The following is a 22356-nucleotide window of genomic DNA, read 5'->3' on the forward strand; positions in this document are numbered from 1 at the left end:
CCGCAGCAAGCTAACGCTATCCGCGCCATGAATTCAACAAGTCAGACGGCGCCGGGCACTCCGTCACCATCTACGGTGGCGAATGGTTCGATCTTGATTCCACCGCGAACCTTCACCATTTCATCAATACGCGGCCCGTGCATTAACCCGGGTTCGATTACGAGGAAATGACATGAACGCTCGCGTTCTCGACGGCGAAATCATCACCAGCAGGCTCGAAGACGTCCGCGCCTATGAGGGCGTGCGCACGCGGCGCATTCTCGCCTTCGTCATCGATTATTTCATCGTCGCGCTGCTCACCATTCCTTTCGCGATCCTGGTGTTCTTGTTTGGGCTGTTGACGCTCGGCCTCGGATGGATGCTGTTTTCCATTCTCGTGCCGGCCGTCGCCATCCTCTACATCTGGAACACGCTCGGCAGTAAAGATCAGGCCACCACCGGCATGAAGATGATGGGCATCCGGCTCGACCGGCTCGACGGCAGCCGCATCGACGGGCTGACCGCCGTCGTCCATTCGGTGTTGTTTTGGGCCGGCAATGTCATCCTCTCGCCGCTGGTCCTGCTGGTGAGCCTGTTTTCCGACCGCAAGCGCACGCTGCACGACCTGCTGCTCGGCACGGTCGTCAGCCGCAGCGGCCGCTGAGCGGCTTTGAAGCGCAGCCGCGGCCTTTGCGCGCAAAAGTGAAGACGTCCAATCACCCAGGCTTTCACAATCCTGTTGAATTTTTCGGCGTCCGCGCCAAAGGTAGAGCGATTCGCAGGAGTGTTTCCAAGGCTCGATGACGCAGCACCCGACCCAGTCGCCACAGTTCTTTCTGACCGCGCCCTCGCCGTGTCCCTATCTCGAGGGGCAGTTCGAGCGCAAGGTGTTCACTCACCTGGTCGGCGACAAGGCCCCCGAGATGAACGATCTGTTGACGCAGGGCGGTTTCAGGCGGTCGCAGAACATCGCCTACAGGCCGGCCTGCGAGACCTGCCGCGCCTGCGTGTCGGTGCGCATCCTGGCGCAGGAATTCACCGCCAGCCGCAACATGAAACGCGTCATACAGCATAATTCGGATCTGGTCGGCGCCATGCACGACGCCGAACCCTCCACCGAGCAGTATTCGCTGTTCCGCAGCTATCTCGACGCCCGCCACCGCCGTGGCGGCATGTCCGACATGACCGTGCTCGACTACGCCATGATGGTCGAGGATACCCATGTCGACACCAAGGTCATCGAATACCGTCGCCGCGGACCTGATAGCTTCATCACCGGCAAGGGCCAGGGCGAACTGATCGCCGTGGCCCTCACCGACAAGATGGCCGATGGCCTGTCGATGGTCTATTCCTACTTCAACCCGGACTTCGAGGACCGTTCCCTCGGCACCTTCATGATCCTCGACCACATCGCCCGCGCCAGGGCGATGGGGCTGCCCCATGTCTACCTGGGCTACTGGGTCAACGGCTCGCGCAAGATGAATTATAAGATGCGCTTCCAGCCGCAGGAGCATCTCGGCCCGAAAGGCTGGGAACGCTACAATCACGAAGCGGTTTCGCGCTGATTTCCGCTTTCGGTATTCACCCTTAAATTGTTTCGAGGAGGATGCCGCTGGGCTTCCGGCCGATCGGCGGAAGACCGGGCGGGTCAATTTTGCGCCTCCAAGCCTATCGCGAGAATTGCTGCATGTCTTCCCACAACGACCACCAGAGAGGCCTTCTGATCACCACCATCGGCGGGTTGACGCTGACCGTCGACATTCCGCTGATCCGGCTCGCCGACGGCGAGGCATGGACGATCCTGCTCTTGCGCACCGGCACGACCTTCGTCGCCACGCTCGTCATCTGGGCCATTTGGCGCTCGCTGAGCGCAAAGGCACCGCAGCTTATCCCGGGCTGGTCAGGGCTCATCGTTGCCGCCCTCTACGGACTCGGCTCGATCGCCTTCATCACTGGCGTCTACAACACCTCGACCGCCAACCTCGTTTTCATCCTGGCCTTCACCACCATGTTCGCGGCCCTTTTGTCGTGGCTATTCCTGAAGGAGAGGCCACAGCCCCTGACGGTCGCAGCGCTGGCATTGATGATCGCCGGCGTCGTGATGATTGTCGGTGATTCCGTCGGAACCGGGCATCTCTTCGGCGACCTGATGGCACTATGCTCCGCCTTCATGATCGCCGCGGCCATCACCATCTCGCGCGCCAGCGGCAAGGATATGGGCTTCACCGCGCTGATCGGAGTCGTGCTGCCACTGGCCATCGCCGCCCTGATGGTTTCCAAGGTGGGTTTTCACGTCAACGCACCGTGGTGGATCGTCTTCAACGGCGCCGTCATCATGCCGATCTCGTTCTTCTGCCTCGCCAACGGTCCGAAATACATTTCCGGGCCGGAAGTGGCGATGTTCTACCTGTTAGAAACCGTGCTGGCGCCGGTCTGGGTGTGGATGATCTTCGCCGAGACCCCGTCGCGCAACAGCCTGATCGGCGGCACGATCCTCATCGTCACCTTGATCGGCCATTCGCTCTGGCAGTTGCACGAGGGGCGTAAGCGCCGCGCCACGCTCGCCGTCAGTCACCCGGCCTGATTCTTTTTCGCGGCGGCGCGTTCGGCGACAATTTCGATCTGCGGCGGTGCATCTTCCTGCTCCGCCGGTTCGGCGGCAGCGAGTTCATCGGTCAGCTCCACCTCGCGCAGCCATTCGCGCCAGATCGCGACCAGCAGGGCCATCAGCACCGGGCCGATGAACAGGCCGAGAAAGCCCATTGTCTTGACACCGCCGATCAGGCCGAAGAAAGTCGGCAGGAAGGGCAGCTTTATCGGCCCGCCAACCAGCTTCGGGCGCAATGTCTTGTCGACGACGAAGAGTTCGACGGCGCCCCAGATGAACAGCGCCAGGCCGGCCATCGGCGAGCCGCTGGCGGCGAGATAAATCGAGACCAGCGTGAACGACAGCGGCGCGCCGCCGGGGATCAGCGCCATGATGCCGGTCAGTGCGCCGAGCGTCACCGGCGACGGCACGCCGGCCAACCAGTAAGCGATGCCCAGCACCAGCCCTTCGCCGATGGCGATAACCGTCATGCCGGTGACGGTCGAGGAGATCGTCGCCGGCACCACGCGTGAGATCCGTTCCCATCTGGCCGGCAGGATGCGTTCGCCGAGGCGATCGACCTGCCCGGCGAAATGCTCGCCGTCGCGATAGGCGAAGAACAGCGCGATCATCATGAACAGCAGCGTCAGCAAAAGGCCGAAGGCGCTGCCGCCGGCGGCAAGCACGCCGCGATAGATGCTGCCGATATTGGCGCCGCTGATCAGTTGGATCAGTTCGCCGATACCGCCTGGATGGCCAACGTTGACCGTCCATTGTTCATTGAACCATTCGCCTACCACAGGCAGCGTGGCGATCCAGTGCGGCGTCGGCGCGCCATAGCGGTTGGTCTCGATCGCCCAGCCGACCCATTCGCGCACCTCGTTGATGGCGTAGGTGCCGGCAAGCGCGATCGGCACCACCAGGAAGGTCAGGATGAACAGGATCGCAAGCGTCGCGGCGATCGTGCGGTTGCCGCCGACGCCGGCGAGCAGCCGCCGATAGAGCGGCCAGCTGGCGAAAGCGATCACCAGGGCGGCAAGGACCGGGAACAGGAAGCCGTGGAAGAAATAAACGCCGGCGGCGACGATCAGCACCAGGAGCCAGCGCGCCGCCGACAGCGGCGGAATGACAGCGGCCCTGAGCGGCGTCGACAGGCCAAACAGGCGCTGCTGCCGCTCCGGCTTCTGTATCCTGACTTCCTTCAAGCGACTACCTCCCCAACGCCCCGTGTCGTCCAGATGCGTTATCCCCGCGATTTCCCATGGCGAAGCTTATGCACTGATATAGTGCAGCAATCGTGACGGCATTCCAATTTGGTCGAAAGGAGCCCGAAACAAAAAACCCGCCTTGGCAGGCGGGTCGTCGGTGCGAATCAGCACCATAGCGAAATTAGTGGCATAGCTGCCGGCACAAAGCAAGAACAAAATGCGCCGCCGGGCAGGAAAACACGAATTCCCTTTCACCACCTCGCCTGACCGCCCCCCGAAAGGTCATGCTCCTTCGCGCGCCTACCCGAACTTGCCCGTGCGCGGAAAGCCCTTTGGCACCATGCGGCCGGCCGAGGCGCGGGCGCCGATCCATTCGGCAAGCTCGTCACGCGATTTGGTGAAGGTGCGATCTGCCGAATCCTGCCAGGACAGGCCGCTTGCGAGCGTGAAGGTCTTGAGGTCGAGGACACCGCCATCCTTGTATTTCTGCAGGCGCACGCCCTTGCCGCGTCCCATCTCCGGGATCTCGGCCAACGGGAACACCAGCATCTTGCGGTTCTCGCCGACAATGGCGAGATGGTCGCCGGCGACAGTCACGCAGCGCTGGGCCTCGTCGGGCGCCTTGACATTCATCACCTGCTTGCCCTTGCGGGTGTTGGCGACGACCTCCTCTTCCTGCACGATGAAACCGTTGCCGTCATGCGAAACCAGCAGCAGCTTGCGCTTGGGATCATGGACGAAGGCGGTGACGATATCCTGGTCGTTGTCCATGTCGACGATGATGCGGATCGGCTCACCATGGCCACGCCCACCCGGCAGCCGGTCGGCGCCGATCGTGTAGAACTTGCCGCCGGTGGTGAAGACCAGCACCTTGTCGGTCGTCTGGGCATGGAAGGCGAGCTTGAGGCTGTCGCCTTCCTTGAAGGTCAGGGCCGAGTGATCGGTCAGATGACCTTTCATGGCCCTCAGCCAGCCCTTTTCCGATACGACGACGGTGACCGGCTCGCGCTCGATCATGGCGTGGGCGATATCGGTCAGGTCATGTTCGGGTGCATCTGCGAACTCGGTCCGGCGCTTGCCGATCTCGGTCTCGGGCCCATATTTCTGGCGAACATTGGCGACTTCCCACTTGATCGTCGCCCACTGCTTGGCGTCGGACGCAAGTAGCGCCTCGATCTGCTTCTTCTCGCCGGTCAGGCCGTTGAATTCCTCACGAATCTCGAATTCCTCGAGCTTGCGCAGCGCCCTCAGCCGCATGTTGAGGATGGCTTCGGCCTGGGTGTCGGTGAGTGACCAGCGGGCCATCATCACCTGCTTGGGCTCGTCCTCCTCGCGGATGATCCTGATCACCTCGTCGATGTTGAGGTAGGCGATCAGATAGCCGGCGAGGATCTCCAGCCGCCTCTCGATCTCGCCGAGACGGTGCTTGGAGCGGCGGATCAAGACGTCGCGGCGGTGCTCAAGCCACTCCTTGAGCACGCCTTTCAGCGACAGCACGTTCGGCACCTTGCCGCGCGACAACACGTTCATGTTGAGCGGAAAGCGGCTTTCGAGCTCGGTCAGCTTGAACAGCGATTCCATCATGATGCCGGGATCGACCGAGCGGCTCTTCGGCACCAGCACGACGCGGATGTCCTCGGCGCTCTCGTCGCGGATATCCTCGAGCAACGGAAGCTTGCGCGCAATCAAGAGCTCGGCGATCTTTTCGATCAGCCTGGCCTTCTGGACGCCGTAGGGGATCTCGGTGACGACTATGTTCCAGGTGCCCCTGCCCTGGTCCTCCTGGCTCCATTTCGCCCTGACGCGAAAGCCGCCGCGACCCGTTTCGTAGGCTTCGAGGATCGAGGCTCGGCTGTCGACGATGATGCCGCCGGTCGGGAAATCCGGACCTTGCACGAAGTCCATCAGCTTGGTGACGGGCGCATCCGGATGATCGATCAGGTGAAGCGCGGCGTCGCAAAGCTCGGCCGCATTGTGCGGCGGGATCGAGGTCGCCATGCCGACGGCGATGCCGGACGAGCCGTTGGCAAGCAGGTTCGGGAAGGCGCCGGGCAGCACGGCCGGCTCCTCGTCTTCCTCGTTGTAGGTCGGGCGGAAATCGACCGCGTCCTCGGTGATGCCTTCCAGCAGCAGCGTCGACACGTCGGTCATGCGCGCTTCGGTGTAGCGCATGGCGGCGGCGTTATCGCCGTCGATATTGCCGAAATTGCCCTGCCCGTCGACCAGCGGGTAGCGCATCGAAAAATCCTGCGCCAACCGCACCAATGCGTCGTAGATCGACTGGTCGCCATGTGGATGGAACTTGCCCATCACCTCGCCGACGATGCGGGCGCATTTGGCAAAGCCCTGGTCGGGGTTGAGCCGCAACAAGCGCATGGCATGCATTATGCGGCGATGCACCGGCTTCAACCCGTCGCGCACGTCCGGCAGCGCCCGGTGCATGATGGTCGACAGCGCGTAGGCGAGATAGCGCTCTTCCAGCGCCTTCTTCAGATCGACCGGCTCGATATTGTCGCCGCCGCCAGTTTCAGGCGGCAAAAGCCTTTTTCCCATGGGCTGGCACTAGCCGAGCGGGTGATTCGCGGCAAGAGGCGCCGGCATACGTCCTCCTAAAGCGCGTCGCGTTCGACCGGCCTTATGCGCGCGCTTTAGGTCCTTGTTTTGATCCATGTCGCGCAAAACCGCTGCACACTTTTGCGCGACCTGCATTGTGCAACAGGAATTGGAAGCGTCGCGACGCCGGCCAACATCAATCCGTTACATCCGGCTTCTATCGCAAGCCTGATGGATCGGGTTTGCCTTTGGCCGCGATTTTCGACCATTGTGCCGAGGCCCGCCTTTTTCCGGTCCAGTTCGTCGCTGAATGGTGACGACGCGACGATTTGAAAAGAATTTCAGGACACTCTCAGGGGAGCTCTCGATGACGATCAGACACTCGACACTTATTAAAAGACTGGCTTTTTCGACCTTTTTGCTGACGCTGCCGCTGAATGCGGCGTTCGCGCAGGATACCGCGGTTGCCGACCGGCTGAAGGCTGCCCTCGCCGCCCAGGGCGTCGACCTCTCCTGGACCGGAGTAACCGGCGACACCTCCAGCATGGTTCTGCAAGGCGTAGCGGTCAAACCGGCGGCCGAAAAGGAGGCGCTCAAGATCGGCGACGTCAAGCTCGAAGGCGTGACCGAAGCCAATGGCGGCTATCAAATCGCGACCGTATCGACTTCGCCGTTCGAACACAGCGAAGATGGCGTCACGCTCAATCTCAGCCCCTTCGTCATCCACGACATGACGGTTCCGGCCGAAGGCGCAAGCGGCCCGCTGGGCTCGCTGATGATCTACAAATCGGCCGAGCTCGACAACATGACCGTCAAGGTCGCCGACAAGACTGCCTTCTCGATGGACGGGCTTGCCATCGCAATCACGCCGCCGGCCGACGGCAAGGCCATGGCGTTCTCCGGCACCACGGAAAAGTTCACTGCCGACCTGACGCTGGTCGAAGATCCGAAGTCCAAGGAAGTCATCAACGCGCTCGGCTACCAAAACATATCGGGCAATCTTGAGATGGAAGGCACCTGGCAGCCTACCGACGGCAAGATGGATTTGTCGAAATACGAAATTTCGGTCGACAATGCCGGCACGCTCGGCATGACCTTCAATCTCGGCGGCTACACGCTGGATGTCATCAAATCGATGCAGGACATGCAGAAGAAGATGGCAGCGCAGCCCGAAGGCGCCGACAATTCGGCGCAAGGCATGGCCATGCTCGGGCTGCTGCAGCAGCTATCGTTCAACAGCGCCTCGATCCGCTTCGACGACGATTCGCTGACCAAGAAGGTGCTCGATTATGCCGGCAAGCAGCAAGGCATGTCCGGCAAGGACATCGCCAACCAGGCCAAGGCGATCGTGCCCTTCGGCATGGCGCAGCTCAACAATCCGGAACTGACGGCGCAGGTTTCGGCCGCGGTCAACAAGTTCCTCGACGATCCGCAGAGCATCGAGGTCTCGGCCGAGCCGCCGGCAGCGGTGCCGTTCGCGCTGATCATGGCGGGCGCCATGTCCAACCCGCTCGACCTGCCGAAAACGCTTGGCGTGACGGTTACGGCGAACGAAGACTGACCGAGACAGCCTTCAAGCAAAAAGCCCGGCAGCGATGCCGGGCTTTTTTATGAATCCACAGGACCGGTTCGGAGCGTTTCCTAAACCTCTTTCTTCGTTGCCACGACGCGCAGCGACAATTCGCGAAGCTGCTGCGGACTGGCTTCCGACGGGGCGTTCATCAACAGGTCATAGGCCTGCTGGTTCATCGGGAACATGGTCACTTCGCGCAGGTTCCTGGCACCGACCAGAAGCATGACGACGCGGTCGATGCCGGCCGCCATGCCGCCATGCGGCGGCGCGCCATACTGGAAGGCACGGTAAAGGCCGCCGAAGCGTTCCTCGACGGTTGCGCGGTCCAGCCCGACCGTTTCGAACGCCTTGACCATGGTTTCGGGCAGATGATTGCGAATGCCGCCTGAGGCGATCTCGAAACCGTTGCAGACCATGTCGTACTGGAACGCCTTGATGCCGAGCAGATCTTCGCCGTTAAGCGCATCGATGCCACCTTGCGGCATCGAGAACGGATTGTGCGCGAAGTCGATCTTCTTCTCCTCCTCGTTCCATTCGAAGAACGGGAAGTCGACAATCCAGCACAATTCGAAGCGATCACGGTCGACAAGGTTGAGCTCCTCGCCGGCGCGGGTGCGCGCCGCACCCGCGAAGGAGACGAATTTCTTCGGGTCGCCGGCGACGAAGAAAGCGGCATCGCCATCGGCAAGGCCGAGCTGGAGGCGAATCGCCTCGGTGCGCTCCTCGCCGATGTTCTTGGCCAGCGGCCCGGCGCCTTCAAGCTTCTCGCCCTCCTTGCGCCAGAAGATGTAGCCGAGGCCGGGCTGGCCCTCGCCTTGCGCCCATGAGTTCATGCGGTCGCAGAAGGCGCGCGAACCGCCGGTCTTGGCCGGAATGGCCCAGACCTCGGCCTTCGGATCGTCGGCAAGGATGTTGGCAAATACCTTGAAGCCGGAATCGCGAAAATGATCGGAGACGGCTTGCATCTCGATCGGGTTGCGCAGGTCCGGCTTGTCGGTGCCGTATTTGCGCATCGCGACATCATAGGCGATGCGCGGAAACTTCTGCGTCACCGGCTTGCCGGCGGCAAAGGTCTCGAACACGCCCCGCATCACCGGCTCCATGGCGGTGAACACGTCCTCCTGCTCGACGAAGCTCATCTCAACGTCGAGCTGGTAGAATTCACCCGGCAGACGGTCGGCGCGCGGGTCCTCGTCGCGGAAGCACGGCGCAATCTGGAAGTAGCGGTCGAATCCGGACACCATGATCAGCTGCTTATACTGCTGCGGTGCCTGCGGCAGCGCGTAGAAAGTGCCGGGGTGGATGCGCGACGGCACCAGAAAGTCGCGCGCCCCTTCCGGCGACGAGGCGGTCAGGATCGGCGTCGAGAATTCGGTGAAGCCGACCTCGCCCATCAGCTTGCGCATCTCGGCGATGATTTTCGTCCGCGCGACGATATTCTTGTGCAGCGTGTCGCGGCGCAGGTCGAGGAAGCGGTATTTGAGGCGGATGTCCTCCGGATAATCCGGCTCGCCGAAGACCGGCAGCGGCAATTCCCTGGCCGCCGACAGCACCTCGATCTCGCGCGCGAAAATCTCGATCTCGCCGGTCGGCAAATTAGGGTTCACGGTGTCGGCGAGGCGCGCCTTGACCTCGCCATCGACGCGGACGACCCATTCGCCGCGCAGGGTCTCGGCGATCTTGAAGGCCGGCGAATCCGGATCGGCGACGATCTGGGTCAGGCCGTAATGGTCGCGCAAATCGATGAACAGCAGGCCGCCATGGTCGCGCACGCGATGCACCCAGCCCGACAGGCGAACGGCGGAGCCGACGTCGCTCTTTCTCAACTGGGCACAGGTATGGCTGCGGTAACGATGCATTGTCATTGCTAGGTCCGGATGTTGGTTGCGGCCAAAGCACGATGGCCCGGCCTGAAAATTTGCGCGAAAAGCACATGAGAGTGTGCATTTGTCAAGGCAAGCGGCGCCCGGGACGAGTTCGCGTTCTTCCCGCCCCTGTCCCACCGGCATCAATTTATGCCAGAGGCGTTAATCCGAGTTCGCTGCTCTGTCCAGCAGTTCAATTATGCACCTCATCCCTTGACCCCGCCTGCGGTGAGGCCGGAGATGATCTTGCGCTGGAAGATCAGGACGAGGATGACGAGCGGCACGGTGACGATCACCGATGCGGCCATGATGTTGCCCCACGGGATCTCGAACTGCGAGCTGCCGGAGAGCAGCGCGATGGCGACCGGCACGGTTCGCTGCTCGTTATTGGAGGTAAACGTAAGCGCGAACAGAAATTCGTTCCACGCACCGATGAAGGCGAGAAGCCCGGTGGTCGCCAGCGCCGGCCACATCAGCGGCAGGAAAACGCGGCTGATGATGATCCAGGGCGTGGCGCCGTCGAGGATCGCCGCTTCCTCCAGCTCGATCGGCAGGTCGCGAACGAAGGCGGTGAGCACCCAGACGGTGAACGGCAAGGTGAAGATCATGTAGGACAAGATCAGCGCGAACGGCGAATTGTAGAGGCCGAAGGCCCGGATCAGCTCGAAAAGCCCGGCAAGCACCGCCAATTGCGGGAACATAGAGACGGACAGGATAATGAGGAGCAGAACCGAGCGGCCGCGGAAGCGGATGCGCGCCAGGGCATAGGCGGCGGTGACGCCGAGGAACAGCGAAATGACGACAACGGCGATCGAGATGACCAGCGAGTTCACGAGGTTACGCAGGAAGGTCCCCTCGGTGAAAACGGTCTGGTAATTGCTGAAGGTGATCGTCTTCGGCCAATAGTCGATCTGGAAGAGCGCCGTCGCTGATTTCAGGCTGGTGACGATGGCGTAGTAAAACGGGAATACCGCGACGACGACAATAACGGCGACGAGGAGGTAGAAAGCCGTGCGCTTGACGATCCACATGGTCAGCAGCCCCACATGATCAATAGTCCTTGTCCAGTCTTATCCGGCCGAGCCACAGAACGAGCATGGTCAGCAGAGCGAGGATGAGGAAGAGCAGCGTCGAGGCGGCGGAGCCGTAGGCAAACTTGTCGAACTCAAACAGGCTCTCGCGGGCAAACACCGACATCGACTTGGTGTGGATGTTGTTTGGCGTGAGCACGTAGATCAGGTCGAAGATGCGCAGCGCATCGAGACCGCGGAAGATCATGGCCACCATCAACGCCGGCTGGATGAGCGGCAAGGTGATCTTCCAGAAAACTTTCCACGCGCCGACGCCGTCGAGCTTGGCGACCTCGTAGATTTCTTGTGGAAGCATCTGGAGGCCGGCGAGAATGAGAAGCGCCATGAACGGGGTCGCCTTCCAGATGTCGACAATGAGGATGGCGACCATGGCCGTGTCGGCGCTAGCCGTCCAGGCGATCTTGGTGCCGATCAGGCCGAGCTTGAGAAGGACGTCGTTGATGATGCCGAACTGGTCGTTGAGCATCCACTGCCACATTTTCGCCGAGACTATCGTCGGGATGGCCCAAGGGATTAGAATCGCGGCGCGCACGATGCCGCGGCCGCGAAACTTGGTGTTGAGCACCAGCGCGACGATCATGCCGAGCACCGTCTCGCAGGTTACCGAAATCACCGCGAAGCGCACCGTATTCCAGACGGCGCGCCACCAGACCGGATCGGCGAGCAGCCCGTCATAGATGACGCGGCCGCTCGGCATTTGCAGGACGGAGAAATAATTGGCGAAGCCAACCCAGTGACGGGCTTCCAGGTCGGCGAGCGAGGCATCGGTGAAGCCGAAATAGATCGTGCGCATCAACGGCCAGCCGGCAACGGCGGCGAGCACGATGAGCATCGGGGCAAGCAGCAGCCATGCCGAGCGCACACGCTGACGCGCCAGCAGCGAGCCTGAGCACGGCGAGGTCACCAGGCGGTGCCCTTGAGCCTGATCAAGGAGAACTCCAGATCGGCGAGGTTGTCGGCGGCCGTGCCCTCGCCGGACATGGTGTTGTGGACGGCGGTCCAGAACTCGCTCGATGCCTCATTGTACCTGGTCTTGGCCTGAGCCGAGGGACGCGGCACCGCGTTGAGGACGACTTCCTTCCAGCGCGGGATAACCGGCTGGGCGCTGGCGATGTCGGCATCGTCATAGAGCGCCTGAATGGTCGGCAGATATGCCCCCTTCAAGGCGCGGTACTTCTGCATCTGAGGCGAAGCGATCCATTTGACCAGCTCGACGGCTGCGGCCGGGTTCTTCGAATATTTGGAAACCGCAAGATTCCAGCCGCCAAGCGTTGCTGCCGGGCGGGCGCCCTCACCCGACCCGGACGGCAGCGTCGTCACCTCGAACTTGCCCTTGATGGGGGAGCTTTCGCTGTTGCCAAGCGCATAGGCGTAGGGCCAGTTGCGCATGAAGACGGCGTTGCCGGTCTGCCAGACACCGCGCGACTCTTCTTCCTGATAGGCCAGAATGCCGGGAGGCGAGATGGTTCCCACCCAGCTCCTCGCCATTTCCAGCGCCGCGGCTGCTTGCGGGTTATTGATGGAGATCGTGCCGTCCGGCTCGATGATCTGACCACCGCCGTTCGACTTCACCCATTCGAGTGCATCGCAGGTCAGTCCCTCATAGGCGTTGCCCTGGAAAACGAAGCCCCACATGTCCTTGTTGCCGCCCTCGCGTTCCTTGTCCATGACAAGCTTGGCAGTATCGGCAAGCTCGGCCCAGCTGGTCGGGACCTTGGCGCCGTATTTGTCGAGGAGATCCTTGCGGTAATAGAGCGCCGGAGCGTCGGTGAATATCGGCAAGGCGACGAGCTTGCCGTCGACGGTCTGCGATTTGATGATCGATGGGAAATGAGCGCCGACGACATCCTTGGTCGCCGCGGTCAGGTCGACGAGCTGCTTTGCAAGCTGGGGAGCCCAGATGACGTCCGTCTGATAGACGTCGACGTCGCTGTTTCCAGCCGCAAGCCAGAGCCTGTATTGACTAAACTGATCGGTCCCCGAGGGCGGCACCGGAACCACGCTAACCTTGTTGCCGGTCTTCTTCTCGTATTGATCGAGTATCTCGCGAAGGATTCTCTGGCCGTTGCCGGTATCGCCCGACACCATGGCGAGGTCGACAGCCCGCGCCGGCCCGGCCGCCAGAACTGCGGCCACGGCAAATCCAGCAAATGCGGGATGAAACTTCATGATGACGGATCTCCCTTTGGAGCTTCAGGCAGCAGCAGAAACGGACGTCGATGCCCGACACCGTCCTCAGCACACCGGCAGCTCACAAGACGCGCATTCGCCCACCAGCACTGAACTACAAAGATACGCCTTGGGTTCCCAACACGGAGCATCCGGCGCGACGCGGTAGCGCAAGTTCCCAAGGCAACCTATGGCCCTGCCTGGCCCCAACGCCTCCGGGAATTGCCGCTGGCATTGGCGAAGGCGATGGTTCAAGAAGGATCAACGACAGGCTTTCCTTCATGTCCTCCATCCGCCCGCTGATCCCGCTCCTGATCGCCGCCGGCATCCTGCTCGGCGGCAACGGCCTGCAGAGCACTTTGATTGCGCTGCGTGGTGCGCAGGAGGGTTTTCCCGCTTCCTTTATCGGCCTGATGGGCACGTTCTATTTCGCCGGCTTTTTGCTCGGCTGCCTTGCCGTCACCCGCATCATGAAGTCCGTCGGCCATGTGCGCGCCTTTTCCGCGCTGGCGGCGATCGCCTCGGCGGGAACGCTGCTGCTGGTGCTGGTCATCGATCCGGTGATGTGGTGCGCCGTGCGCTTTGCCGGCGGGTTCTGCTTTGCCGGCCTGTTCACCATCATGGAAGCCTGGCTGAATTCCGGCGTCACCAACACCGACCGGGCGCGGGTGCTTGCCATTTACCGCATGGTCGACATCGGTTCGGTGACGGGCGCCCAATTCCTGATCCCGATCTTCGGCGCTGGCGGCTTTGCCATCTTCGCCATCATGTCGATGATGATCACCGTGTCGCTGGTGCCGGTTTCGCTCGGCGACCGCTCCAACCCGACGCCGCCGGAAGACGTCAAACTCGATTTAGCACGCGTCTGGCGCATCTCGCCGCTTGGCTGCTTCGGCTGCATCGCCGTCGGCGTGACCAACAGCGCCTTCCGCACCCTGTCGCCGGTCTATGCCGAGCAGATCGGCATGTCGGTCGCCGACGTCGTCACCTTCGTCAGCGTCGGCATTTTCGGCGGCGCCATCATCCAATATCCGCTTGGCTATCTCTCCGACCGCTGGGACCGGCGCTCGGTGCTGCTGATGACGACGTGCTGTGCGATGGTGGCGGCACTGGCGCTGGCGTTCGTGGCAGGCGGCAGCCCGTTCCTCAACTTCCTGCTCGTCTTTATCTTCGGCTGCTTTGCCATGCCGCTCTATTCGTTGTCGGCGGCGCATTCCAACGACCGCGCCGACAAGGGCGAGTTTGTGCTGATCAACGCAGCCTTGATGCTGTTTTATTCCTTCGGCGCCATTGGCGGCCCCTTCGCAGCCTCGACGGTGATGCAATATTTCGGGCCGAGCGCGCTGTTCGTGTTCAGCGCCACCGTCTATGCGATCTTCGTGGCGGTCATCCTTTTCCGGATGCGGGCGCGCTCTGCTGTGCCGGCGAGCCATCGCAGCCGTTTTACGGCGCTGTTGCGCACATCGACGGTTTTTGCCCGGTTGGCGAAGCGGAATGCCGATCCCGATGAACCCGCAAAGCCCGATAAAGGTGCTTGCGCTTGACGAAAGCGCGCGCGGCTGAAATTGAAAGAGACCCTATCCCTTGCCAAAAGCGATTTGATGCACGTCATCACCACCCAGAACGAACTCGAGACCGTTATTGCCGCTTTCGAAAAGGCGGAATTCGTCACCGTCGATACCGAATTCATTCGCGAAACGACCTTCTGGCCGATCCTGTGCCTGATCCAGATGGCAGCGCCCGGGGTGACGGCGCTGATCGATCCGCTGTCGCCCGACATCGACCTGAAACCGTTCTTCAGGCTGATGGCCAACGAGGCGATCGTCAAAGTCTTCCATGCGGCGCGGCAGGACATTGAAATCATTGTGCATCTCGGCGATCTGGTGCCGCATCCGGTGTTCGACACCCAGGTCGCGGCGATGGTCTGCGGCTTCGGCGACAGCGTCTCCTACGACCAGCTGGTGCAGCGCATCACCGGCGCGCGGCTCGACAAGTCGTCGCGTTTCACCGACTGGCGCCATCGTCCGCTGTCCGAAAAGCAGCTCGACTACGCGCTCGCCGACGTCACCCATCTGATCGAAGTCTACAAGCACCTCAGCGCCGAGTTGGTGCGGGAAAACCGCGCCCACTGGCTGAACGAGGAGATGGACGTGCTGACCTCGCGCGAGACCTACGATCCGCATCCCGAGGATGCCTGGAAGCGGCTCAAGATGCGGCTGCGCAAGCCACAGGAACTGGCGATCGTGCAGGCGGTGGCCGCCTGGCGCGAACGCGAAGCGCGCGAGCGCGACGTGCCCCGCGGCCGGGTGCTCAAGGACGATGCGATCTACGAAGTAGCGCAGCAGGCGCCGCGCGATACGGCGGCGCTGAGCAAGCTGCGTACCACGCCGAAGGGCTGGGAGCGCTCGTCGACGGCGACGGCACTGCTTGGCGCAGTCAACGCTGCCCTGGCGCTGCCCAGGGAAGAGATGCCGAAGCTGCCGAAGAGCTTCCAGCCGCCGGAGGGGTCGAGCGCCGCGGCGGAGTTGCTGAAGGTGCTGCTGCGGATCGTTGCCGAAAAGGAAGGTGTCGCATCGAAGGTACTCGCCTCCAGTGACGACATCGATCGCATCGCTGCAGAGGGCGAGGACGCCGATGTGCCGGCATTGCAAGGCTGGCGGCGCGCCGTCTTTGGCGAGGCCGCGCTCAGGCTGGTGCGCGGTGAACTCGCGATCAGGTTCGACAAGCGCAAGATCGCGGTGTTCGATTTGTAGCTTGAGCTTGCTCAGACCAAGCCGAGCAGATGCAGCGCCAGCCATATCCAGCCAAGTGCGAGAACTACCGCGCCCACGTAGAATGCCCTGCTGCGCAGGATTAGCCGATTGCTGGTCAAGTGGACCGATGCGTGAAGATAGCGGGAGACCACAAAGATCCACATCAGCGCCAAGGTCAGATAATTGACGCCATTGGTCACGTGCAGCGTCAGGCATAAGACGTAGAAAAGCACCGGCAGTTCGAACTGGTTGCTCAGATTGTTGGCGACGGTGATGCTGGAACCAGGCTCCGTCGAGCGCGTCTTGAACTGGCCGGTCTTGGCTTCGCCCGACCTGACCGCACCATAGCGGCGCCGGCCCATTACGACATAGACGATATAGACCAGCAGCACCTGCGCCAGCATCGGCCAGAAGATCGCGGTCTGGTTCAAGACGCCCTCTGTCGTTGTCACCCAGCCTTCAAGGCCGTTTCTGAGCCATCAGAGTGAAAGCCGCAATGACGGTCACCGGCACCGCCAGAAGCGCGAATTTGGTGACGATCAGCGCCGAGGCAAAGGATAGCGAATCCGGATTGGCAGACAGGAAATCGGACAAAAGACGAGCCACGGCGATGTTCTGGGCATAGTCGGCGAGCGTGTAGGGCAGCACCAGCACAGCTGCGAATATCGACTGGGTTTGCGCAGGCAGCGAATGGAAATTCTTCAGCCGCCGGCCCGTTGCCAGGATCAGGCTGACCATCGTCAGCGACAGCAGCGCCGGAAACAGCAGGTCGAAGGTCAGGTAATGCCAGACGAGAATGATCTCGCTGCCACGCCGGCCGAGCGCCGTCAGCCAGGCCATGCCCTCATCCGGAGTGAAACCGGCATAGCGCATGTCGAGCGAGGGCAGACCGCCGCTCAATTGGCGAAAATAGAGGAACTCCATCGCCGTCATGATGATGAAAATCGCCACGGTGGCGAAACAGAGTGCGGCGGCGTGGCGCGACAGCCGCAGGATCATCGCCGCCAGATTGCGCCAATGCGCATGGCGATCAGGCTCCGCCAGGATAATTCGGGCTTTCGCGGGTAATCGTGACGTCATGGGCGTGGCTTTCACGAAGTCCGGCATTGGATATCCGCACAAAAGTGGCGCGCTCGCGGAAATCGGCAAGGTCGCGGCCACCGACATAACCCATAGCGGCTTTCAGGCCGCCCGCAAGCTGGTGCAGCACGCCAGACACAGGTCCTTTGTACGGCACCTGCCCTTCGATGCCTTCCGGGACCAGTTTCAGCGTGTCGCGCACCTCGGCCTGGAAGTAGCGATCGGCGGAGCCGCGCGCCATCGCGCCGACCGAGCCCATGCCGCGATAGGCTTTGAAGGAGCGGCCCTGGTGCAGATAGACCTCGCCCGGGCTCTCGTCGGTGCCGGCCAGCAACGAACCGATCATCGCCGCGCTGGCGCCGGCGGCCAGCGCCTTGGCCAGATCGCCCGAATATTTGATGCCGCCATCTGCAATGACCGAGACACCCGATTTTTGCGCCGTCTCGACCGCCGACATGATTGCCGAGAGCTGCGGCACGCCGACGCCGGCGACGATGCGGGTGGTGCAGATGGAGCCCGGCCCGATGCCGACCTTGACCGCGTCGGCGCCAGCATCGATCAGCGCCAGCGTGCCTTCCGCTGTGGCGACGTTGCCGGCCAGGATGCGAACCGAGTTGGAAAGCTTCTTGGCCCGCGTCACCGCATCCAGGACGCGCTGCGAATGACCGTGCGCGGTGTCGATCACCAGAAGGTCGACGCCGGCGTCGATGAGGCGCTCGGCCCGCTCGAAACCGTCATCGCCGACGCTGGTGGCGGCGGCGGCGCGCAAGCGTCCCTGCGCATCCTTGGTGGCGTGCGGGTTGAGCTGCGACTTCTCGATGTCCTTGACCGTGATCAGCCCGACGCAATTGCCGTCCCGATCGACCACAACCAGCTTCTCGATGCGGTGCTGATGGAGCAGCCGCTTGGCCTCGTCCTGATCGACGTTCTCCTTGACGGTGATCAGGTTCTCGCGGGTCATCAGCTCATAGACCTTCTGCGCCGGGTCGGAGGCGAAGCGGACGTCGCGGTTGGTCAGGATGCCGACGAGCCGGCCGACGGTGTGGCCGCCGGTGCCGCCGTTCTCGACCACCGGAATGCCCGAAATGCTGTAGGTGCGCATCAGACCCAGCGCATCGGCCAGCGTCGCCTCGGGACCGATGGTGACGGGGTTGACCACCATGCCGGATTCGAATTTCTTTACCTGCCGCACCTGCTCGGCCTGTTCGGCCGGCGAGAAATTGCGGTGGATGACGCCGATGCCGCCGGCCTGGGCCATGGCGATGGCAAGCCGCGCCTCGGTGACCGTGTCCATGGCGGCCGACAGGATCGGCACGTTGAGGTCGATGTCGCCGGCGATGCGGGTGCGGATGTCGGTCTCGCCAGGCATGACCTCGGAATGACCGGGCTGCAGCAGCACGTCGTCAAAGGTCAGCGCCAATGCGCCGGTGGACGTCTCGATGATTTTTGCCATGGCCAGCCCTCGGAATGCAGGAAAGGCGCTCGCCCTGGATGGACAGCGCCGACTCGTCTTCTTCCCTTTCAGGATTGGCGCTGGCTCGTAACACGTCCCGTCGCCGTTGAAAAGCCGATGGTTGTATAGTGGCGACGATGCATTTTGCCCCAGGTGCTGCGCACGACTTGCGGTCGCACAAACGTGACAGCAAATTAATGCGACATCCGGGCCAAGGCGTGATAACCGCCCTACGTGTCGGTTTGGCCCCAAGGCCGGCAAGCAATAGCGACGCACATTTCAAGGCCGGATCCATCGTGAACCGCACCATTCCGCTTATTCTGGCGGTCGCTCTATTCATGGAAAACATGGATTCGACCGTCATTGCGACATCGTTGCCGGCGATCGCCATCGACATCCACACCAGCCCGATCGCGCTCAAGCTGGCGCTGACCGCCTATCTGGTATCCCTGGCGATCTTCATTCCGATCAGCGGCTGGATGGCCGACCGCTTCGGCGCCAAGAATGTCTTCCGCGCCGCGATCGCCGTGTTCATCATCGGTTCGGTCGCCTGCGCCATGTCCAATTCGTTGCCGGCTTTCGTGGTCTCACGCTTCCTGCAAGGCATTGGCGGCGCCATGATGACGCCGGTCGGACGCCTGGTGCTGGTACGCGCCACGCCGAAAAGCGAGCTCGTCGCCGCCATGTCGTGGCTGACCGTCCCGGCTCTGGTCGGCCCCCTGGTCGGTCCACCGGTCGGCGGCTTCATCACAACCTATTTCACCTGGCACTGGATTTTTCTGATCAATGTACCGATCGGGCTGATCGGGATCTGGCTGGCCACGCGTTTCCTGCCGAAGACCGACGCCGCGCAGACGCCGCCGCTCGATTTCATCGGTTTCGTGCTGAGCGGGCTGGCGGCATCGGGCATTGTGTTCGGCCTGTCGGTGGTCAGCCTGCCGGCCCTGCCGCCGGCTGCCGGCTTTATCACCGTTGCCGTCGGGCTGGCATCGGCGGTGCTTTATCTGCTGCACGCGCGCCACGCCAAGAATCCGCTGCTGGCGCTCGAGCTGTTTCGCAATCGGGTGTTCCGCTCGTCAGTGCTCGGCGGCGGACTGTTCCGCATCGGCATTGGTGCCGTACCTTTTCTTTTGCCGCTGATGTTCCAGATCGGTTTCGGGTTGACGCCGTTCCAGTCCGGCATGATCACCTTCGTCTCGGCAATCGGCGCCATAGGCATGAAATTCGTCACCGCCCTGATCTTCAGGGTCGCGGGCTTCCGCCGTGTGCTGATTTCAGGCTCGCTCATCGCTGCCGCGTCGATTGCCATCAACGGCCTGTTCACACCCGACACGCCCTATGGGCTGATCCTCGCCATGCTGCTCGCCGGGGGCTTCATCCGTTCGATGTTCTTCACCGGCATCAACGCGCTTGCCTATGCCGAGATTTCAGCCGCCGACACCAGCAAGGCGACGCCGATCACCGCGGTGTTCCAGCAGTTGGCAATCGCGCTCGGTGTGGCGCTGGCCGGCGGCATCCTGGAAGTGTCGACCAAGATCCATGGCGGCCCACTGACGCTGAGCGACTTCCACACCGCCTTCTTCATCGTAGCGGCGATGTCGGCGGCAGCCTCGCTGTCGTTCATGCGGCTGGCGCCGGACGCCGGCAATGCCGTGTCGGGACATGGCCGACTGACACCGCCGAAGACGCTGGAGCCGGTGAGCCCGCCGGGGAGTTGACCTTTGCTCGTACTTACGGACGCCGGAGGCGCCCCCCTCTGTCCTGCCGGACATCTCCCCCACGTGGGGGGAGATCGGACGTGACATCGGCTTTCGCCAATATTCAACGTTGCAGGATTAGACAGCGCGCCGAAGCTGCCAATCTCCCCCCTCGTGGGGGAGATGTCCGGCAGGACAGAGGGGGGCGCGAAGGATCGCTACAGAGCGATTTTCACGCCGCGCCGTTTCCGCCTTTAAAATCCTTCGCCAACAAATACAGCTCCACCGACTCATCGCGCGAGGCCGGCGGCTTGACGTGATGGACCGAGCGGAAATTCCGCTTCAGCCTCGCCAGCAATTCGTTTTCGGCGCCGCCCTGAAAGGTCTTGGCGAGGAAGTGGCCGCCCGGCTTCAGTACCGACAGCGCGAAATCGGCCGCCACCTCGCAAAGATGCATGGTGCGGATGTGGTCGGTCCGCTTGTGGCCGGTGGTGGGTGCGGCCATGTCGGAGAGCACGATGTCGGGCTGGCCGCCCAGCGCCTCGGCCAGCTTCTGCGGCGCCTGAGGATCGAGGAAATCCATCAGCAGCACCGGCGCGCCCGGCACCGCGTCCATCTCCAAATAGTCGATGCCGACGACGTTCGGGTGTTCCGCGGTAGATTTCGTACGTGCGGCGGCGACCTGGCACCAGCCGCCGGGTGCCGCACCAAGGTCGATCACCTTCATGCCTGGCTTGAGCAAATGGTGCTTGTCGTCGATCTCGATCAGCTTGTAGGCCGCGCGCGAGCGATAGCCGTCGGCCTTCGAGCGCTGGACATACGGATCGTTGATATGGCGCTGCAACCAGCGGCGCGACGATTCCTTCAAGCCGCTTTTCTTCTTGATCTTCGTCTTCAGCACGCGAATGCTGGCCGAACTCGGCTTTTCCGGTTTCTTCGTCATTGCCGGCCACGCCCACTGTTTCGCCAGACGCCGTCATCGGCCATCAATTCGCTCAATATGCCCTCGCGCAGGCCGCGGTCGGCGACACGCAGCCGCTCCGACGGCCAGACGGCACGTATCGCCTCCAATATGGCGCAGCCGGCCAGAACCAGGTCGGCGCGGTCGGCGCCGATGCAAGGATTGGCGACGCGCTGCTGGAAATCCCAGCCGACCAGCTTTTCGACCATGCGGTCGACGCTGTCGCGATCCATCCACAGCCCGTCGACGCGGCGGCGATCGTAGCGTTCGAGATCGAGATGGACGCCGGCCAGCGTCGTCACCGTGCCCGAGGTGCCTAGCAAATGGAATTTCGGGCTGGACAGGAGGTGGCTCAGCCGGTCGCGCCCGTCGAAGGCGCGCAGCCGCATTGCAACATCCTCGACCATGGCGCCAAAGATCTCGCGCGTTACCGTGCGGCCGCCAAAACGCTCGGCCAGCGAGACGACACCGACCGGCAGCGAGGTCCACGAGACGATATGGTTGGCAAGCCTTGGCGAGCGATGGCCGGTGAGGTCGATCAGCGCGATTTCGGACGAGCCGCCGCCGATATCGAACAGCACGACGCCTTGCGTGTCGCGCTCGACCAGCGAGCCGCAGCCCGACACCGCCAGCCGCGCCTCGGTCTGGCGGTCGATGATCTCGAGCTTCAGGCCGGCCTCGCGTTCGACGCGCTCGAGGAACTCGACGCCGTTGGCGGCGGTGCGGCAGGCCTCGGTGGCGATCAGCCTGGCCTTCCTGACCTTGCGGTTGCGCAATTTGTCACCGCAGATCTTCAGCGCCTCGACCGCGCGGTCCATTGCAGCCTCGCCGAGCCGGCCGTTGGCGGTAAGGCCTTCGCCCAGCCTGACGATGCGCGAGAAGGCATCGATGACGCGGAACTGGCCATGACGCGTCGGCACCGCGACCAGCAGACGGCAATTGTTGGTGCCGAGATCGAGCGCGGCAAACACCGGCAACTCCTGCAGCGGTGGCGGCGTGCGGGCACCTTGCCCCGGCCTTGGCGACGTTGCCGGGGCTGAGGGCGGAGGCACGTAAGCCGCTGGCTGGGGCGGAGGCGCGGCCGGGGTCTCGTTGGCGGCGGGCACCGAAGCGCCGGCCGCCAGCGGACGAGCCTCGTCGCGCGCGAAAACCTTGCGCCCGCGCCGGCGCTTGCGCCGCTTCTTGGGTTTGCCGTTCTGATGCGGGCCTTTTTGGTCTTGGCCCTTTTGGTGCTGGGACGTGTCGCCAGTCTGTCCGTTGCCGGACCGGGGCTGCACCTGACGGCCGTAGCGTCCGGTGGATGGGCTTGCCTGGCCGGACGGCGTCGGCGAACCCCTGGACACGCCCACTTCCGGCGCACCAGCGCCGGCTTCGTGGTCTTCCACTG

At 62.8% G+C, this 22356-nt stretch carries 18 protein-coding genes; 7 read left to right on the top strand and 11 right to left on the bottom strand.

From position 1 onward, the window contains the following. Positions 1–172: 172 nt before the first annotated feature. The 3 genes from NKH91_RS18980 to NKH91_RS18990 all read left to right on the top strand — a co-directional run bounded on the left by NKH91_RS18980 (position 173) and on the right by NKH91_RS18990 (position 2563). Positions 173–643 carry an RDD family protein gene (locus tag NKH91_RS18980; protein WP_023674465.1) on the top strand — a complete coding sequence of 157 codons (471 nt, stop codon included), beginning with the start codon at positions 173–175 and terminating at the stop codon, positions 641–643. A 136-nt stretch (positions 644–779) separates the two neighbouring features. After that, positions 780–1544 (top strand): arginyltransferase, encoded by a 765-nt coding sequence (locus tag NKH91_RS18985; protein ID WP_023717252.1) that lies wholly within the window; start codon positions 780–782, stop codon positions 1542–1544. 122 nt (positions 1545–1666) lie between these two features. Next, positions 1667–2563, top strand: coding sequence for a DMT family transporter (locus NKH91_RS18990; RefSeq protein ID WP_352845134.1), 897 nt, complete (start codon positions 1667–1669; stop codon positions 2561–2563). Here NKH91_RS18990 and NKH91_RS18995 read toward each other — a convergent pair. Continuing rightward, a complete protein-coding gene (locus NKH91_RS18995) occupies positions 2551–3771 on the bottom strand; it encodes an AI-2E family transporter (protein ID WP_352845135.1) in 1221 nt (406 codons plus the stop codon). The two genes, NKH91_RS18990 and NKH91_RS18995, sit on opposite strands and share 13 nt — an antisense overlap. 303 nt (positions 3772–4074) lie before the next feature. Further along, positions 4075–6327 (bottom strand): DNA topoisomerase IV subunit A, encoded by a 2253-nt coding sequence (gene parC / locus NKH91_RS19000; protein ID WP_023717249.1) that lies wholly within the window; start codon positions 6325–6327, stop codon positions 4075–4077. Positions 6328–6694: 367 nt separating this feature from the next. On the opposite strand from parC, the gene NKH91_RS19005 reads away from it, so the two are divergent. After that, entirely contained in the window at positions 6695–7888 is a 1194-nt protein-coding gene (locus NKH91_RS19005; protein WP_352587811.1) for an aq_1923 C-terminal domain, read from the top strand. A gap of 80 nt (positions 7889–7968) precedes the next feature. On the opposite strand, the gene aspS is transcribed toward NKH91_RS19005, so the two are convergent. From aspS to NKH91_RS19025, 4 genes are all read right to left on the bottom strand, one after another. After that, entirely contained in the window at positions 7969–9759 is a 1791-nt protein-coding gene (aspS, locus tag NKH91_RS19010) for an aspartate--tRNA ligase (RefSeq protein ID WP_352845212.1), read from the bottom strand. A 212-nt stretch (positions 9760–9971) separates the two neighbouring features. Further along, entirely contained in the window at positions 9972–10796 is an 825-nt protein-coding gene (locus NKH91_RS19015) for a carbohydrate ABC transporter permease (protein WP_352845213.1), read from the bottom strand. 19 nt (positions 10797–10815) lie between these two features. Continuing rightward, the gene (locus NKH91_RS19020; RefSeq protein ID WP_352845214.1) at positions 10816–11688 is read right to left on the bottom strand and encodes a carbohydrate ABC transporter permease; all 873 of its coding nucleotides are present in this window, start codon (positions 11686–11688) and stop codon (positions 10816–10818) included. A gap of 68 nt (positions 11689–11756) precedes the next feature. Beyond that, a complete protein-coding gene (locus NKH91_RS19025) occupies positions 11757–13025 on the bottom strand; it encodes an ABC transporter substrate-binding protein (protein WP_352845136.1) in 1269 nt (422 codons plus the stop codon). A 281-nt stretch (positions 13026–13306) separates the two neighbouring features. On the opposite strand from NKH91_RS19025, the gene NKH91_RS19030 reads away from it, so the two are divergent. Both NKH91_RS19030 and rnd read left to right on the top strand, forming a co-directional pair. After that, positions 13307–14569 (top strand): MFS transporter, encoded by a 1263-nt coding sequence (locus tag NKH91_RS19030; RefSeq protein WP_352845138.1) that lies wholly within the window; start codon positions 13307–13309, stop codon positions 14567–14569. 57 nt (positions 14570–14626) lie between these two features. Next, complete coding sequence (gene rnd / locus NKH91_RS19035; protein ID WP_023717241.1) at positions 14627–15778, top strand: ribonuclease D; 1152 nt, start codon at positions 14627–14629, stop codon at positions 15776–15778. Between the two features lie 11 nt (positions 15779–15789). Here rnd and NKH91_RS19040 read toward each other — a convergent pair whose 3' ends face one another. Genes NKH91_RS19040 through guaB form a run of 3 tightly spaced genes read right to left on the bottom strand, consistent with a single transcriptional unit; the run spans position 15790 to position 18311 of the window. Then, positions 15790–16209 carry an MAPEG family protein gene (locus tag NKH91_RS19040; protein WP_023717240.1) on the bottom strand — a complete coding sequence of 140 codons (420 nt, stop codon included), beginning with the start codon at positions 16207–16209 and terminating at the stop codon, positions 15790–15792. A 28-nt stretch (positions 16210–16237) separates the two neighbouring features. Beyond that, on the bottom strand, positions 16238–16777 hold the full coding sequence (locus NKH91_RS19045; protein WP_031193481.1) for a hypothetical protein: 540 nt from the start codon (positions 16775–16777) through the stop codon (positions 16238–16240). A gap of 31 nt (positions 16778–16808) precedes the next feature. Then, on the bottom strand, positions 16809–18311 hold the full coding sequence (gene guaB / locus NKH91_RS19050; RefSeq protein WP_352458563.1) for an IMP dehydrogenase: 1503 nt from the start codon (positions 18309–18311) through the stop codon (positions 16809–16811). Between the two features lie 296 nt (positions 18312–18607). Between guaB and NKH91_RS19055 the strand changes: the two genes are divergently transcribed. Continuing rightward, positions 18608–20029: an MFS transporter gene (locus NKH91_RS19055; RefSeq protein ID WP_352495293.1), complete on the top strand. Its 1422-nt coding sequence runs from the start codon at positions 18608–18610 to the stop codon at positions 20027–20029. Positions 20030–20240: 211 nt separating this feature from the next. Here the strand turns inward: NKH91_RS19055 and NKH91_RS19060 are convergent, their stop codons facing one another. Both NKH91_RS19060 and NKH91_RS19065 read right to left on the bottom strand, forming a co-directional pair. Continuing rightward, the gene (locus NKH91_RS19060) at positions 20241–20951 is read right to left on the bottom strand and encodes an RlmE family RNA methyltransferase (protein WP_023717236.1); all 711 of its coding nucleotides are present in this window, start codon (positions 20949–20951) and stop codon (positions 20241–20243) included. Further along, positions 20948–22354: a Ppx/GppA phosphatase family protein gene (locus NKH91_RS19065; RefSeq protein WP_023717235.1), complete on the bottom strand. Its 1407-nt coding sequence runs from the start codon at positions 22352–22354 to the stop codon at positions 20948–20950. Before NKH91_RS19065 ends, NKH91_RS19060 begins: the two co-directional genes overlap by 4 nt. Positions 22355–22356 lie beyond the last annotated feature (2 nt).

The organism is Mesorhizobium sp. M0894, assembly GCF_040319725.1.
GTDB lineage: Bacteria > Pseudomonadota > Alphaproteobacteria > Rhizobiales > Rhizobiaceae > Mesorhizobium.